The following is a 16207-nucleotide window of genomic DNA, read 5'->3' as shown; positions in this document are numbered from 1 at the left end:
GCCGCGTGCCCGAAGCAGGCGAGACAGCCCCACCAGCAGTGTGAAGGGCAGTCGGACCCTGTGACCCACGGCCGCGCACCCGAAACAGGCGAGACAGCCCCACCAGCAGCGAGCGTGAAGGGCAGGTCAGACCCTGTGACCCACGGCCGCGTGAGGGACAGGCGCGGCCGTGATCGCGACGGACGAGATGGCGGCCCTCCACCGGCAGCCGGTCCCGGCAGATCCCAGGCAGCGCCCCGCGGGCAGGCGACCCACGGCAATTCGGCGCGGACCGGATCGGGCGGCGCCGGCCACCCAATGGGATCCCGGGCAGCGCTCCGCCGGCAGCCGGCCGCCGCAAACCCGCGGACAGTTCGCCGCCGGCGGTCGTCACGCACCGAGCGCTGACAAGCAGCCGGTCACCGCCGCGAACCCGCGGACAGTTCGCCACCAGCGGTCGTCGCGCACCGAGCGCTGGCCAGTAGCCGGTCACCGCAATCCCAGGGAAGCAGGTCACCGGCGCCGGTCAGAGCTAACCCGGGAAGGCAGGCCACCGCCGCCCCGTCACCGCGACCTCCAGGACAGCGTGCGGCTACCGGTAGCCGGTGGCGTCGGCGGGCTTGCCCGGTTCGTGGACCTCGCGGAAGTAGCGCCACCAGTCGGGGCGGCTGCCGTCGAGGTCGGTGAAGCCGTACACCTGCGACAGCTGGCCGCTGGACAGGGACTGGCCGGTCCAGCGGGCGACGTCAGGGTCGGCGGCGAGGGCGGCGACGGCGCGGCCGACGTACGCCGGGGACTCCGAGATGACGAAGTGCGGTTCCTTGGCCGTCGCGTCGAGCCAGTTGGACTCGGTGACGCCGAAGTGGTCGAGCATCTGCTCCGAGCGTAGCCAGCCGGGGGTGAGGGAGACCGCGGTCGCGCCGTGTGGGCGGAGTTCGTGGGCCTGGGCGAACGCGAGCCGCAGGACGGACATCTTCGCCAGGTCGTAGAAGAACGAGACGCGGTAGTTGTCCAGGTTGTACGCGAGGGTGCCGTCCGTCATCTCGACGACCAGGCCGCCGGGGTTGCGGATGAGGAGGGGCAGAGCGTGGTAGCTGGTGATGATGTGCGTGTCGATCGCCAGGCGCAGGATGTGCAGGCCGGTGTCGAGCGAGTCCTCCCACAGCGGCTTGTCCCAGGTGAACAGCTTCTCGGCGCCCCAGATGTCGTTGACGAGGACGTCGAGCCGGCCCTGCTCGGCGTCGATGCGGGCGACGAGCGAGCGCACCTGGTCGGGCACCAGGTGGTCGACCTGCACGGCGATCCCGGTGCCACCCGCGGCGGTCACCAGCTCGGCGGTCTCCTCGATGGTCTCGGGCCGGTCGATCTCCGAGGGTTGCTCGCGGGTGGTGCGTCCCGTCGCGTACACCGTGGCGCCCGCCGCGCCGAGCTGCACCGCGATCTGCCTGCCCGCGCCCCTCGTCGCGCCGGCGACCAGGGCGACCTTGCCTTTCAGTGGTTGTTCCATACAGACGACCGTGCCAGAAAAACCTGACAACCCGTGTCCGACTTCAGAGAAAGGCCGACTTCAGAGAAGGCTCTTGCCGGCGGTGCGCGGGCGGGGGACGCCGTCGACGGAGACGCAGATGCCGTACACCTTGGCGTGGCCGGTCCAGCCGTTGACCCTGCCGCGGTTGTTGCTGATCTGCACCCGGCGGCCCGCGGCGTCGACGGCGGACACCAGGTGCAGGTACACCGTGCCGGCCACCTTCGCCAGGACGATGTCGCCGACCTCGACCAGCGCCGGGTCGACCGGGTTGACCGTCACCAGCTGGCGGCTGCGCACCAGCGGCACCATCGACGACCCACTGGGCCGGAACTGCACCGTCGCGCCGCCGGCGACCCGGGCGGCGACCATGTCGAGAGCACCCATCGTGCCCATCAGCATGCACCCGCCCCCGCGGCGGCGTCGAGCGAGAATGGCGACCGTGAGCGTTGAGATCTCCGGTCCCGCTGTTCCTGCTGTACTGGCGTCGCCCCTGGCCGTCGCCGGGTGCGCGACCGCGGCCGTGACCATGTGCCTGGAGGCGGCCGCGGACCTCGCCGAGGCGCGCACCGGCCGCCGCCCCGCCGTCTCCCTCGACACCGGGCACGTCGCCGCGGCCGTCCGCGCCGAGGCCCTGCTGCGGGACCCGGAGGGGCGCGGCATCGACGGGTTCGCGCCGCTGTCACGCCTGTGGCGCGCCGCCGACGGCTGGGTCCGCACCCACGCCAACTACCCGTGGCACCGCGCCGCACTCCTCGCCGCCCTCGACACGGACAAGGCCGCCCTCGACACGGGCAAGGCCGCCCTCGACACGGACAGCGCGGGTGTGGAGAGCGTGGCCGCGACGATCGCCGGAATGCCCGCCTTGGTGGTGGAGCGTCTGGTGTACGAGGCGGGCGGGCTCGCCGTCGCCGCCCGCCGACCCGGCGAACTGCCGGAACCGAACGGCCCGCTGGTGCGCGCCACACCCCTCGGCACCGCGACCGGGCGGCCGGAGGGCACCGGTGCGCGAGGGCCGCTGCCGGCCGCCGGGATCCGGGTCCTGGACCTGACCCGGGTCATCGCCGGTCCCGTCGGCACGCGGATGCTCGCCGCGCTCGGCGCCGACGTCCTGCGCATCGACCACCCCGCGCGGCCCGAGCTGCCCGGACTCGCCGTCGACGGGGTCCTGGGGAAGGCCAGCGCGCTGCTGGACGCCGGCGAGGACCCGGCGGCGCTGCACAGGCTGCTGGACGGCGCCGACGTGCTCGTCACCGGGTACCGGCCGGGCGCCCTCCGCCGGCTCGGCCTGGACGCCGACCAGATCGCCGAGCGGCACCCCGGCACGGTCGTGGTGACACTGTCCGCGTGGGGCACCGGCGGGCCGTGGGGCGCGCGGCGCGGCTTCGACAGTCTGGTCCAGGTCGCGACCGGGATCGGCTGGCTGACGAGGGACGCGTCCGGCCGGCCCGGGGCGCTGCCGTGCCAGCTGCTCGACCACGCGACCGGATACCTTGTCGCCGCCGGAGCCCTGGCCGCCCTCGCCGAGCGGGCGCGCACCGGGGTCGCCGCGCACGTCGAGGTGTCCCTGGCCCGGACCGCCGCCTGGCTGATCGGTGCGCCGCTCGACGGGACGCCGCCGGTGGAGACGCCGGTCGCGCCGTACCTGGTGCCGCTCGGCAACGGCTGGACCGGCGTCGCCCCGCCCGGCGCGCTGGACGGCGTGCCGCTCAGCTGGCCCCGCCTTCCCCCGTCCTACGGCACCGCACCCGCCGCCTGGAGCTGACCGCCCCGCCACCCCGGCCGCCACGGAAAGCCCCGCAACGACCGCCACGGAAGCCATCCCGGTCGCCGCGAAAGCCCACCCCGGCCGCCACGGAAGCCCCACCCCGACCGCCGCGGAAGCCCACCCTGGTCGCCACGGAAGCCCCACGACGGCCGCCACGGAAGCCCCGCAACGACCGCCGCGGAATTCGCCGCAGCGGCCGGGTGGAAGCCCCTGCCGCCACCGCGTCGAGCCGCCACGAAGGTCTCCACGAGCCCCCGGCGGGCGTTCCTACAGCGCCGCGGGCTGAAGGGCGGCGGCCTTCGACGCGAGCTCGTCCATCGCCTGCAGGACCGCGGCCGCGGACGCCGGGGTGACGTGGGCCGTGTCCAGGTACGCGGTGAGCCGCAGCGCCTCGGCGCCGTCGCTGGTCGCGTCGTCGACGTGCACGAACAGCGGCTCGAACGTCGGCGCCTCCTGCGCGGCCACCCACCGGAACGCCGCCGGCGCGTCAGGGGCGGGACCGGCGCCGCGGCGGTCGTTGAAGTAGCAGCCGAGCTCGATCGGCGCGCCGCGCTCGCGGCCGACGCGGTCGACGAGGTCGGCCATCTCCGCCTGGTGGAAGTACGCGTACTTGTACGCCGACAGCGCCGCCCGGCCCGCGCGGGGCAGCAGGTCCTCGAACGAGCCGCCGCCGACGTCGATGCGGAACAGGCCGGCCTGCGCGAGGGTGCAGACGACGTCGGCGAGGCCGGGCCTGAACCGGTTGCTGGTGATCGGCCGGATCACCACCGGGTCGACGCCGAGGACGCTGTGCAGAGCGGCCGCGTACAGGGTGAGCAGGACCGTCGCGGACTCGACGCCGCTGCGGTCGCTGATCGCCCGCACCGCCGCCGGCAGCGACGGGGAAGTGAGCTCGCCCTGCCGGTACCGTGGCGAAACCACCTCGGCGGGCGGCGGGAACCTGACCGGGTCGACGTCCCGGACGATCCGCTCCCAGTGGCGCTGGGCGTGCTCGTTGTGCCGGCGGCCGGCCGGTGACGTCTGCCATCCGGCCTGCGCGAGGGGCTGCAGCCCGGCGACCGGCGTGGCGGTGCGGGCGGCGACCTCGGTCATCATCGTGACGGCCCCGGCGGCGTCGGTGACGAAGTGGCTCACCAGCAGCACCACGTGGGTGAGCCGGCCGCCCTGCCGGACGACGGCGTACCGCACCGGCCACTCGGCGGCGAAGTCCATCGGCGTGTCCCTGAGCCGCTCGTGCACGGCCGCGGCGACCAGATCCGCGCGGTCCGGTCCCGCGACGGTCCCTCCTGGGTCGTTTCCGGCGTCGGTACCGGCGGCGCCAGGCGCATCGGCGTCGTGGACCTCGACCGTGAGCTCGCCCGACGCGTGCACGACCTGCTCGGGCCGGCCGCCGGCGCCGGTGTGCACCCGGGTCCGCATCGGCTGGTATCGGCCCATCAGGTACCGGACCTCGTCGACGACCTCGTCGAGCGTCGTCCCCTCCGGCAGCGGCCGGACCCCGCCGAGCGGCAGCCAGGTGCCCTGCTTGACGATCGCCGACCAGTTCTCCAGCTGCCCCCATGACAGCGGCCCGGTGCCGGCGCCGTCACCTTCGAACCGCACGACCACCCGTTCCGGCGCAACAACCATCGCCGGCCCTCCTCAGTTTTCGACTTTCGGCGGCAAAGTTTCCACATCGTGCCGCAAGAAGTCCTCATCCACCATTACCCATCGAGTCGATTGACCCCGAGGGGCACTATCAGGGAGAACCCCGGATGTGTCGCCCGAATCCGGAGAGAATCATCAACATCGATTCATAACCGGCGCCGTCCACGGGGAGGCAACGATGAAGAGGCTGATCACGCTCGCGGCGGTGGTCCTGCTCACGGCGTGCGGCGGGCCGGAGAAGCCGGTATCGGCGCCGGCGAGCGGGGCGCACGGCGGGCACCTCTCCGCTCCGCCCGCCGAGCCGCTCCGGGCCGGGGAACGCTTCCAGAGCCTCTCGATGCCGGCGTCGTACACGCCGAAGGCACCCAACGGCGGCACCGACGAGTACCGGTGCTTCCTGGTCGACCCGAAGCTGACGAGCGAGGCGTACCTGACGGGCAGCCAGTTCCTGCCGCAGAACGCCGACATCGTGCACCACGCGATCTTCTTCCGCATCGCGCCCGGCTCCGCCGACGAGGCCCGCAGGCTCGACGCCGGCACGCCCGGCGACGGCTGGACGTGCTTCGGCGACTCGGGCGTCGAGGGCGACACGTGGGTCGCGTCCTGGGCACCGGGCGCCGACGAGACGCTCCTCGCGCCCGACCTCGGCTACCAGATGCCGCCCGGCAGCCTGATCGTCATGCAGATCCACTACAACCTGCTCGCCACCGGCGGCCCGGCGGGCGGCGCGGACCGGTCGAGCATCCGCCTGCGGCTCAACGACACCACCTCGGCGATGACACCGCTGCAGACGTCACTGCTGCCGGCGCCGATCGAGCTGCCGTGCACGCCGGCCGAGTCGGGCCCGCTGTGCGACCGCGCCGCGGCCGTCGCCGACGTCGGCAAGCGCTTCGGCGAGGAGATCGGCGGCCAGGCCGACCGGCTGCTGCGGCTGTGCGCGAAGGGCGCCCCGCCGGCCGCGGGCCCGACCCAGCACTGCGACCGCCCCGTGCCCGCCAGGTCCACGGTGTACGCGGTGGCCGGCCACATGCACCTGCTGGGCCGCTCCATCAAGATCGAGCTCAACCCCGGCCGGGCCGGCGCGCAGACGCTGCTCGACGTCCCCCGGTACAACTTCGACGACCAGGCGATCCACCCGCTCGCCAAGCCCGTCGTCCTGCAGCCGGGCGACACGCTGCGGGTCACCTGCACCCACGACGCGGCCCTGCGCGGCCAGCTGCCCCAGCTGAAGGGCACCGCGCCCCGTTACGTGGTCTGGGGCGACGGCACCAGCGACGAGATGTGCCTCGGCCTCGTCATCATGACTCCCAGCGCCTGACGTCCGGCCGCCCCGGCGGTCCGCGGCGGGGGGATGGTCACACGCTGCGGGTGACGAGGACGGGGCTCGCGGCGTGATGGACGATGAGCTGGGTGCGGGGGTTGGGGCGGGGGTTCTCGAACCAGCTGTCCCGGTGCGCGCCCAGGACGAGCAGCAGGGCGGAGTCGGCGGCGCCGGTGAGGGCCTCCACGACCGGCTCGTCGGAGCCGGCGAAGCTGGCGTCGACGTCGCCGTGCCCGCGCAGCCACGGGGTCAGCTCGGCGTGGACGGCGGCGTGCGACCGGGCCCGCCCGGCGTGCAGGGCGACCATCGGGACGTGCCGAGACAGGGCCTCGTCGTAGGCGAACTCGAGCGCGCGCCAGGACGACGGTGAGCCGTCGACGCCGACCACGACCGGGGCGGCGCCCGGCCGGGCCGTCATCGGGTCGGCGCCGGGGCCGGCCAGGTCCGGGCCGGGCCGGCCACCGACGTGCCGCACGCCGCGGCGCGGGACCGCGCTGACCGGCCCGGGCCCGTACCTCGTCTGGCCGCTCCCGGCCGCGGCGTGACCGGCACCGCCGCCGAAGTGCGGTGACAGCTCCGGCATGCTCAGGAACTGGCTGGGTTCGGGCAGCTCGGGGGTCGGGGGTCCGGCGGCGGACTCGGGGATCCAGCGTTCGCCGCGGTTGACGACGAGGACGGGGCAGTGCGCGTACGCGGCGAGCTGGGCGCAGACCGACGAGTTCAGCTGGCCGCCGTCGTGCGTCCTGCCGCCGATCGCCACCAGGCTCGCGGACCGGGACTGCTCCTGCAGGACCCGGCCCGGCCGGCCACCCACCGTGACCGTCTCCACCGAGATGCCCGGCTGCCAGGCCCGGGCGTCGTCGGCCGCGTCGAGGACGATCCCCTGCCCGTCGGCGTGGCCTTCCCAGCTCATCGCGTGCACGATCCGCAGCGTCCGGCCGTGGCGGGCGGCCTCGTCAGCGGCCCACCTGACCGCGCCGAGACTCGCCATGGACCCGTCGACGCCGGCGACCACTGGTCTGTCCATGCATCCAACGTCCCTCGCCGGATCGGCATCGACCACCCCTCGGGATGAGGAAACCGGCCCGGACGACGGGTGGGCACCGGCCGCGCGGCGCCTGCCTGGGCCTGCCTCTAGTCCTCGGCCTTCTTGCGGCGGCGGGGGCGGCTGGCGCGCTTGCGGGGCTTCGGGTTGCCGGAGGCGAGCCTGGTGTAGGTCAGCATGTTGGCCAGCCCGATGCCGATCGTCGCGAACAGCACCTGGATGCCGAGCTCCCACCAGCTCCACTCGATCTTCCAGAGCTTCACGAGGGCCTTGTCGTCGACGTTGACGAGCTCGGCGACCAGCGTGCCGAGCAGGGCCGCGCCCACGCCGATGAGGAACGTGATGAACAGGCCGATCGACTGGCGGCCCGGCAGGACCAGCCGGCCGAGGACACCGATGAGCAGACCGATCGGGATCGCGCTCAAAAAGTCGTTGATGTGCATGGCACCCGCGCTCCCCTCGCGTTGAAGCAATCGACCGGCACCGTACACGTCCGCGGCAAGATCCGCAGGATTGGGAGCCGCTACCGGCGGCCGCCCATCTGCCACGGGTGGATCTCGACCTCCTCGTAGCCGTCCGGCAGGAACGACCCGTCGGCCCGCGACGCCTCGACCAGCACGGCGGTGCCGAGCCAGCCACCGTCGTCGTGCGAGAACAGCTCGCCGCGGGCCAGGGTGCCGGGCCTCGGCGGCACGGCGGCGGAAGGGGACGCGCCGGGGGTGGCGTGGCCGATGAGCAGGAAACCGGAGCCCTCGCCGGAGGCGTGCTGCCACATGGTGCCGCCGAGGGTGTCCTCGTACCGCAGCAGCAGGACGGGATCGTAGACGCCGGCCCGGTAGTTGGGCTCGTCGAACGCGAACGCCCGCGCGGCGGCCAGGTCCGGCAGGTCGACGATGTGGATGCTGCCGGTCGCCTCGCTGCGGTCCTCGCTCAGTGTCGGGCCGCGGGCGGTGAGCTCCTTGACGTAGCCGTCCATGTACGCCCAGTGCTTCTCGACGAGCTCCTCGCGCAGCGGCCCGGTGCCGGGAACGTCGATGCCCCATACGAAGTGCAGCATGGTGCCGCAGTCTTCCATGCCTGTTAACCGGGCAGATGCGCGGCCAGCACCGTGGCGCCTTCCGGGTCTGTATCGGTGGTCAGCCGGCCGCCGTGCCGGGCGATGATGGCGCGGCACAGCATCAGCGCGGTCGAGTCGTGCCGGACGCCGTCGCCGGTCAGCGGGGACGACGTGAAGAGCCGGTCGCCGCCGCGGCCGCCGATGGGCACGGTGACCCGCCAGCCGCTGCCGGTGGCCGTGACGCCGACGGTGAGCAGCGCGCCCGGCTCGGCCGCGGCGAGCCCGATCCCGATCATGGCGTCGACCAGCCGGCGCAGCAGCACCCGCTCGCCCTGCACCGTGGCGTCGGGGTCGGCGTGGGCGGTCAGGTGCACGGCGGCGGCCTTCGCGGCACCGGTCCAGCCGGGCAGCGCCTCGGCGACGATGCTCTCCAGTTGCACTTTCTCGCCGGTACCGGTGGGCGCGGCGTTCTCGATGCGGGCCAGCTCCGTCACGTTGTCGATGAGGCCCAGCAGCCGCTGCGCGTTGCGGGCGACCGCCGCGACCGGCGCGGCGAGGGGGTCCGGCTCGGTCACCTCCTCGCCGAGCAGCTCCGACATCGCGGCGATCGACGTGACGGGGGTGCGCAGCTCGTGCGACACGGCCGCGGTGAACTCGGCCTTCATCGCGACCAGCTCGGCGAGGGCCCGGTTCTGCCGGCGGAGCCTGGCCCGGTCGGCGATGCGGTGCGACACGTCCCGCAGCACCAGGCAGCGCCCCTCGTGCGGGGTGCCGGGCAGCAGCGGGCCGCTCCAGGTCCACTCGACGACCAGCCCGGGCCGCGGCGACCAGCGTCCGCTGTCCTCGGCCGCCATCGCCGCCGCGACGGTGTCGCCGACCTTCTTCCCGGTCGCCTGCTCGCCGAGGAGGTCGCGGGTCGCCTGATTGGCCGCCACGACCGTGCCGTCGGCGCTGGTGACGAGCAGCCCGGTGCCGAGCTGGTCCAGCGCCGCCGCCAGCAGCTCCGGATCGACCGTCATCCTCTTGACCCGCTTTTCGTCGCTTTGCCCTGTTAGTGAGCTTAAGTGACGGCCACCCGACCGCGCGTGGCGATTGACACCCGCCGACGGACGCCCATACGGTTCGAGCCACCATGACGCACCTCGGCGGATCGTCCAAGCTGCTCAGGGCCATGAACGACGCGGCGGCCCTGAGTCATGTCCTCGAACGCGGCCCACTCACGCGCGGAGACCTGCGTGAGCTCACCGGCCTGTCCAAGCCCACGATCTCCGAAGCACTGCGCCGGCTCACCGAGGCGAAGCTCGTCACGGTCGTCGGCTACGTCAGCGCCGGCCCGGGCCCCAACGCCGAGGTGTACGCGGTGAACCCCGACGCGGCGTACTCCGTCGCGCTGTCCGTGCGCGACCGGACCTTCGGCGAGTCGTCCGACTCGTCGCTGCCGGCCGTCACGGCCGCGGTCACCGACCTCGCGGGCGCCGTCCGTGGCCGGCTCGACCTGGCCGTGGACTTCACCCGCACCGACCCCGTCTCCGCCGTCGTGGACGCCGTCCAGGACGTGTGCAAGGAGGCCCGGATCGCGCCGGACCCCGTCGCGCAGGTGCAGATCGCGGTCGCCGGCTCGTTCGACCCGCGCACCGACGTCCTGCACCACGTGGAGGTCCCCGGCTGGAGCCGCCCCGGGCTCATCGACGACCTGCGCCGCCGCCTCGGCGTCCCCGTCGGCGTCGACAACGACGTCAACCTGGCCGCCGTCGCCGAACGCGCCCACGGCGCCGGCCGCGACGCGGAGAGCTTCGCCCTGCTGTGGCTCGGCGAGGCGGGCCTCGGCCTCGCCATCGACCTCGGCGGCACCCTGCTGCGCGGCGCCCGCGGCGGCGCCGGCGAGATCGGCTACATGCCGATGATGCTGCCCGGCGTCACCGGTGGCCGCGGCTTCACCGGCCGCGTCGACTTCCAGGACCTCGTCGGCGGCGGCGCCGTGCTCGACCTCGCCGCCGAGTACGGCATCCGGGAGCGCACCGCAGCCGGCACCATGGCCACCGCCGTCGCCCGCGCCGCCGACCGCGACGAGGCCGCCCGCAGCTTCGTCACCACCCTCGCCGGCCGGATCGCGATCGGCCTGTCGGCCGTCGTCGCCGTCCTCGACCCGCCGCTCGTCGTCATCGGCGGCGAGGTCGGCCAGGCGGGCGGCCCCGTCCTGAGCACCGCGGTCGCGACCGCCCTGGCCGAGGCGGCGCCGCTGGAGACGGCGATCGCCACCAGCACCCTCACTGACGACGCCGCCCTCCTCGGCGCCCAGGAAGCCGGCCGCTCCGCCGTCCGCGACTCGATCCTCGCCACCCTCCGCCGCCCGTAATCACGAGAAACCACCGCGACCGAGCACACCTCGCCCCACTGCCGGCCATTTCAGACTCGCCAGCGCCCGATTCCATGATCCGGAAGAGTTTGTGCTGCCAGGGCGACATGAAGTCTTCCGGATCATGAAGAACCCACCACCGAGTCGCGGACCGCTCGCTTCCGATGCCGGACATTCCGGGTTTGCGACGAACGATGCTCAGCACTGAGCCGCCACACCCGCCCGCCCCCATGATCCGGTAAACCTTGTGCACCCAGGGGTACACAAAGTCTTCCGGATCATGGAGAACCCGGCAGGCCCGCCGTGATCCCGTGCGGTTCCGGTAGCCAGAGCTACCGAAACCATTCGGGATCACGGAAGGCACGGCGGGCGACCACCGGATGCGGCGCGCACGCGGCGCTTGCCCTGCCTCGCGTCTCGGCGTGGGCAGTGCGTCGCGGAGCGGCGCATTGGGGCCGCGGGTGAGAATCCCCGCCTGGCCCCGCCGCGGCAGCGGTGGGGGGAGTTGCAGTCAGCTGGCGCTGGTTTCGCGGGCGGACTGGAAGACGTCGGCGGCGGCCAGGTCGGTGATGGCGGCGTTCAGCTCGTCGATCTGGGCGTCGGTGTTGGCGGCCGTCACCTGCACGCGGAAGCCCACCTGGTCGCGGGGCACGCCGGGGTACGGGGCGAGGGTCACGAACAGCCCGCGGTCCCACAGCTGCTCCGACACCTCGACCAGGTCGCGGTCCAGGGCGATCGGCAACTCGATGATGGGCGTGTCGTCGACGTTGGGGGTGAAGATGCCCAGGCCGCGGACGTGCTGCAGGACCCGGGTGGACATGCGGTACAGGTCGGCGCGGAGCTTGTCGCCGCGGTCGGCGTTGACGTCGAAGCCGGCCAGGACGGTGGCGAGCGACGCGGTCGGGGACGGGCCGGAGTACAGGTACGGGGCGGCCGACGCCTTCAGGCGGTTCTTCAGGACCGTCGGCACCGCGAGGAACGCCAGCAGCGACGAATACGCCTTGGAGAAGCCACCGACGAGCACCAGGTCGTCGTAGGACTCGCCGAAGTAGCGCACGATGCTGTTGCCGCCTGAGCCGTAGGGCGAGGTCTCGTCGGCGGTGCGGGAGCCGATGACGCCGAAGCCGTGCGCGTCGTCGACGTACAGCACGGCTCCGTGGGCACGGCACAGCGACAGGTACTCGGCGATGCGCGGGATGTTGCCGGTCATGCTGTTGACGCCGTCCATGCAGACCAGGACCGGCCCGGGTAGGTCCGAGGCGAGCAGCGAGGCGAGCTCGTCGATCGTCTTGAACCGTTTCAAGGTGGCGCCGAGACCACGGGCGTGGACGCAGCCGTCCCAGATGGTCTTGTGGGCGCGGGCGTCGACGAGCATCGTGCCCTGCTGGACCAGGACCGGGATGACCGACAGGTGGATCTGGGTGATGGTGGGCAGGACCAGGGTGTCCGGGGCGCCGAGCAGGTCCGCGAGGCGCTCCTCGATCTGCGGGTACAGCGCCGGGTTCCCCAGCATCCGGGACCAGCTCGGGTGCGTGCCCCAGCGGCGCAGCTGCGCCTCCACGGCGTCGATGATCTGCGGCTCGAGGTCGAAGCCCAGGTAGTTGCACGACGCCCAGTCGGTGAGCCAGTGGTCCCCGACGCGGATGCGCCGGCCGTCGATCTCGTCGATGACGGCGTCGTAGTAGCGACTGCTGGCGCGCAGGTGGGCGATACCGCTGAACCGGGGGTCGTCATCGACAGCGGCGGCGAGGTGTTCGAGCACAAATCCTCCGAGGGCCGTGGTGCTTAGGCCGCCGTCTGACTTCCCCGTTGAAGCCCCGACGCTTCCTCCAACAACCATTGACTCGCGTCACCGTAGCTCAACGGCCGCGAGAACAAGTACCCCTGGCCGAGATGGCAACCCATCGTCATGAGGAGATCACGCTCAGCCGACGTCTCGATTCCTTCAGCTACAATCTGCAACTGCAGAATCGCTGCGAGCTGCACAATCATGTCGACGACGGCGTGCTGCTCGGCCGACGACGCGATGGTGTCGATGAAGCTCTTGTCGAGCTTCAGCACGTCCACCGGGAGGCGGCGCAGGTAGGACAGCGACGAGAAGCCGGTGCCGAAGTCGTCGATGGCGATCCGCACGCCGGCCTCGCGCAGCGCGGCGAGCTCGGCGGTGACGTCGCCGTCGTCGTGCAGCAGGAGGCTCTCGGTCATCTCCAGCAGCAGGCTCGCCGGCGGCAGGCCCATCCGGTCGATCTCGTCGAGCACCCAGCGGGCGAAGCCCTGCTCGCGGCCGCGGAACTGGCGGGCGGAGACGTTGACCGACACGTACACCTCCTCGCCGGGGTGCAGCAGGCGCCACTGTGCGGCGGCCTCGACGGCGTTGCGCAGCACCCACGCGCCGAGGGGCACGATGAGGCCGCTCTCCTCCGCGACGGAGATGAACTCGGCCGGCGACACCATGCCGCGGGTCGGGTGGTTCCAGCGCACGAGCGCCTCGAAGCCGTGTGTACGGCCGTCGCTGATCGCCACGATCGGCTGGAAGTGCAGCAGGAACGCGCCGTCGGCGATCGCCCGGTCCAGGTCGGCGCGCAGCTTGTGCCGCTCGACGACGGCGCTGTGCAGCGACGACTCGTAACGCCGCCAGCGATCCTTGCCGGCGTCCTTCGCGACGTAGACGGCGAGGTCGGCGTGGCGCAGCAGGTCCTGCGCGTCGGCGGCCTCCGCGGTCGTGGAGACGCCGATGCTGGCGGACGCGGTGACCTCCCCGTGCGGCAGCTCGAACGGCGCGGCGAAGCTGGCGAGGACCTTCTCCGCGACGCGTTCGACGTCGGCGGCGCTGCCGGCCCGGCGGACCAGGGCCGCGAACTCGTCGCCGCCGAGCCGGGCGACGGTGCCGGCCGCGCCGTAGGAGCCGTCGACGGCCCGCAGCGCCTCGGTGAGCCGGTTGCCGACCGCGACGAGCAGCGCGTCGCCGGCGCCGTGGCCGAGGGTGTCGTTGACCACCTTGAAGTCGTCGATCTCCATGATGAGCACGCCGACGGTCGCGCCGCTCTCCGCGCCGGAGCTGACCGCCTCCTGCACCCGGGCGAGGAACACCTCCCGGTTCGGCAGGCCGGTCAGCGCGTCGAAGGTGGCACGCTGGTACAGCTCCGCCTGCAGCCGGCTGCGTTCGGTGACGTCGCGGAGGGTGACCACGACGCCGCCGACGGTCGGCTCGCCGCGCAGGTCCCGGAACGTCGCCTCGACCAGCGCGGGCCGACCGTCGGCGCCGACGACGCGCAGGTCGTCGCCGGGCCGGTCGACGCCCCGGGTGCGCAGCTCGTGCAGCCGACGGTCGACCTCGACGACGCTCTCCTTCGCGAACGCCATCGGCAGCGGCGTGCCGTCGAGCTCGTCGCTGCCGAACAGGGCGTGGGCGGACGGGCTCGCGTAACGGATCTGGTCGTGGTCGCCGACGATGAGGATGACGTCGGCGGTGTTGAGCACGAGGGTGCGGAAGTACGCCTCGCTGTTGCGCCGGCCGATCTCCTCGCCGAGCGCGATCCGCTCCAGGGCGAGGGCGGCCTGGGTGGCGAGGATCTGCGCGGCCTCCTGCACGCCGACGAGCGTGACCTCGTCGGCGGCGACGTACAGCGCCCGCCCGGACTCGCGGCCCTCCACCGGCGCCAGGGGGCAGCACAGCGTGACCTCGAAGTCGCCGAGCTCCTCGGCGAGCGCCGGGGCCAGCCTCCGCGTGTACGGCATCGACACGGCACTGTCGGCCGCGCCGGTCGTGTCGCCCATGGGCGCGAGCACGACCCGGTGCGGCCGGCCGAGCGGCAGCAGCTCGGCGATCGCGGTCCGCACCGTCGCGGTGACGCCCGGCTCGTCGGTCGCCATGAGCAGTGCCGCACCGGCCCGGCGCAGCCGCCGCTCCCGCTGCGCGGCCCGCCGTTGGACGTTGATCGCGCGGCCGAGGCGCAGCAGGACCATCCCGGACAGCAGCGCCGACGAGCCGGCGATGACCGTGGCGTCGCGGACCTCGCCGCCGCGCATCTCGAAGTACAGGACGCACGGCGCGATGAACAGGGACAGGCCGAGCATGAGCAGGCGGCCGAAGTGCTCCTCGCCGGCGCGGTGGACCTTGGGCTCGGTGAGGTCCCGCATCGACGGGTGCAGCGCCGCGAAGCCCCACAGGACGTAGAACGTGGCCCAGCCGAGGTCCACCGGGCCGCCGGTCTCCCAGACGCCGTTGAGCTGCTTCAGCCCGTACCCGACGTCAGCGGTGAGCAGGCCGATGCCGCCGGCGGCCAGCAGCAGCAGCGCGGAGCCGCGCCGCACGGCGGTGATCAGCCGCGCACCGACGGCGAGCACGAGGATGTCGGCAAGGGGGTAGGCGATGGAGATGCTCTTCTCCAGCACCGACAGCGCGGGATCCTCGACGTATGGCCGGATCAGGAAGATGTACGACAGCAGCCCGAGCCCGGCGGTGACGGTGACGGCGTCGTAGAGCCCGTTCGGGTCGCGGCTGGCCACACCCATGCGGATCAGCCCCACCATGGCGGCGGCGATCAGCAGGTAGACGGCGAGGTAGAAGCCGTCGGCGACGGACGGGAACCCACGCTTGTCCAGCACGACCGTGAGGACGTCGGCGATGAGGTCGCCGGTGATGAACGACGCGACGGCGCCCGCGAGCAGGAACCACGGCGCGCGGCGGCGGGGCTTGTGCAGGTGGACGCCGATCAGGATGGCCGCGACGCTGGTGAGGCCGATCGCCGACCACAGGATCAGGTGCAGCGCGGGCAGCGCGAAGTTGGCCACCACGAGGGCAGCCATGATCCCGCAGTAGCCGGCCAGCACCCTACGCGGCGACACGCATCCCTCCCGACCGTCACGGTGGCGGCCCCGACGCTACCCAGTGACACCCGTAAACGCCCCATCGGCATGGGGCAGGTCCTATTTAGGCTTTTTGGCGAGGGGAGCCATCGGCCTGCCCTCACCGTAGATTGTTTGCTGCCTAATGAGGAATACCTTGCAAGGACCTGCCGTCACGTCCTGACCAGCCGCTTCGCGCCATTCGAGCGCTTTGCGAAGTTCGCCGCACACGCACCCGTACAGGCTGCGATCACCCCCTCTACGGTGCGCATCCGTTCGCGAATTCATTCACTTTATTCGGCAAAAGGTAACTTTCACGCCATATTCCCCGCCGACCAGCCACCCCACCACCGCCGCCTCCCGACGCTTCCCGGCTCTTCCCGGCTCTTCCCGGCGCCTGGCACCGACGACCGGCACGACGGCGAGCAGCGCGGACGGCGCGGACGGCGCGGACGGCGCGGGGCGGAACAGGGACGGCGCGGGACGGCGCGGGACGGCGCGGGACGGCACGGGGACGGCACGGGCGACGCGGGGACGGCACGGCGGGCGACGCAGCGACGGCACGGGGCGGCGCGGGCGGCGCGGGGGCGGCGCGGGCGGCGCGGGCGGCGCGGGGGCGGCGCGGGGGCGGGGCGGGGGGCGGGGGGGGGGCGCGGGGGGC

General features: G+C 73.2%; 12 protein-coding genes. 3 read left to right on the top strand and 9 right to left on the bottom strand.

The annotated features are described in order from the left end of the window. Positions 1-571: 571 nt before the first annotated feature. A complete protein-coding gene (locus tag AB0I21_RS15210) occupies positions 572-1486 on the bottom strand; it encodes an SDR family oxidoreductase (RefSeq protein WP_344498094.1) in 915 nt (304 codons plus the stop codon). Positions 1487-1546: 60 nt separating this feature from the next. Beyond that, positions 1547-1891 carry a hypothetical protein gene (locus tag AB0I21_RS15205; RefSeq protein ID WP_354892732.1) on the bottom strand — a complete coding sequence of 115 codons (345 nt, stop codon included), beginning with the start codon at positions 1889-1891 and terminating at the stop codon, positions 1547-1549. Between the two features lie 55 nt (positions 1892-1946). On the opposite strand from AB0I21_RS15205, the gene AB0I21_RS15200 reads away from it, so the two are divergent. Next, positions 1947-3269 (top strand): CoA transferase, encoded by a 1323-nt coding sequence (locus AB0I21_RS15200; protein ID WP_360561488.1) that lies wholly within the window; start codon positions 1947-1949, stop codon positions 3267-3269. A 270-nt stretch (positions 3270-3539) separates the two neighbouring features. Here the strand turns inward: AB0I21_RS15200 and AB0I21_RS15195 are convergent, their stop codons facing one another. Continuing rightward, positions 3540-4901, bottom strand: coding sequence for a condensation domain-containing protein (locus AB0I21_RS15195; RefSeq protein ID WP_360561486.1), 1362 nt, complete (start codon positions 4899-4901; stop codon positions 3540-3542). Between the two features lie 196 nt (positions 4902-5097). Here AB0I21_RS15195 and AB0I21_RS15190 point away from each other — a divergent pair, with 196 nt between their 5' ends. After that, a complete protein-coding gene (locus AB0I21_RS15190; protein ID WP_360561484.1) occupies positions 5098-6237 on the top strand; it encodes a monooxygenase in 1140 nt (379 codons plus the stop codon). A gap of 37 nt (positions 6238-6274) precedes the next feature. Here AB0I21_RS15190 and AB0I21_RS15185 read toward each other — a convergent pair whose 3' ends face one another. The 4 genes from AB0I21_RS15185 to AB0I21_RS15170 all read right to left on the bottom strand — a co-directional run bounded on the left by AB0I21_RS15185 (position 6275) and on the right by AB0I21_RS15170 (position 9361). After that, entirely contained in the window at positions 6275-7267 is a 993-nt protein-coding gene (locus AB0I21_RS15185; RefSeq protein ID WP_360561482.1) for a universal stress protein, read from the bottom strand. Positions 7268-7374: 107 nt separating this feature from the next. After that, a complete protein-coding gene (locus AB0I21_RS15180; RefSeq protein ID WP_344498082.1) occupies positions 7375-7728 on the bottom strand; it encodes a GlsB/YeaQ/YmgE family stress response membrane protein in 354 nt (117 codons plus the stop codon). An 80-nt stretch (positions 7729-7808) separates the two neighbouring features. Further along, on the bottom strand, positions 7809-8342 hold the full coding sequence (locus tag AB0I21_RS15175; protein WP_354892742.1) for a YciI family protein: 534 nt from the start codon (positions 8340-8342) through the stop codon (positions 7809-7811). Between the two features lie 23 nt (positions 8343-8365). Continuing rightward, on the bottom strand, positions 8366-9361 hold the full coding sequence (locus tag AB0I21_RS15170; protein ID WP_360561480.1) for a PAS domain-containing sensor histidine kinase: 996 nt from the start codon (positions 9359-9361) through the stop codon (positions 8366-8368). Between the two features lie 113 nt (positions 9362-9474). Here AB0I21_RS15170 and AB0I21_RS15165 point away from each other — a divergent pair, with 113 nt between their 5' ends. Beyond that, positions 9475-10698: an ROK family transcriptional regulator gene (locus AB0I21_RS15165; RefSeq protein WP_360561478.1), complete on the top strand. Its 1224-nt coding sequence runs from the start codon at positions 9475-9477 to the stop codon at positions 10696-10698. Between the two features lie 511 nt (positions 10699-11209). On the opposite strand, the gene AB0I21_RS15160 is transcribed toward AB0I21_RS15165, so the two are convergent. After that, positions 11210-12460: a pyridoxal phosphate-dependent aminotransferase family protein gene (locus AB0I21_RS15160; RefSeq protein WP_360561476.1), complete on the bottom strand. Its 1251-nt coding sequence runs from the start codon at positions 12458-12460 to the stop codon at positions 11210-11212. Positions 12461-12483: 23 nt separating this feature from the next. Further along, complete coding sequence (locus tag AB0I21_RS15155) at positions 12484-15546, bottom strand: EAL domain-containing protein (RefSeq protein ID WP_360561475.1); 3063 nt, start codon at positions 15544-15546, stop codon at positions 12484-12486. Between the last annotated feature and the right edge of the window lie 661 nt (positions 15547-16207).

It is taken from the genome of Dactylosporangium sp. NPDC050588 (genome assembly GCF_040654975.1).
Classification (GTDB): Bacteria; Actinomycetota; Actinomycetes; order Mycobacteriales; family Micromonosporaceae; genus Dactylosporangium; species Dactylosporangium maewongense.
This window is presented reverse-complemented; position numbering and strand designations above follow the sequence as displayed.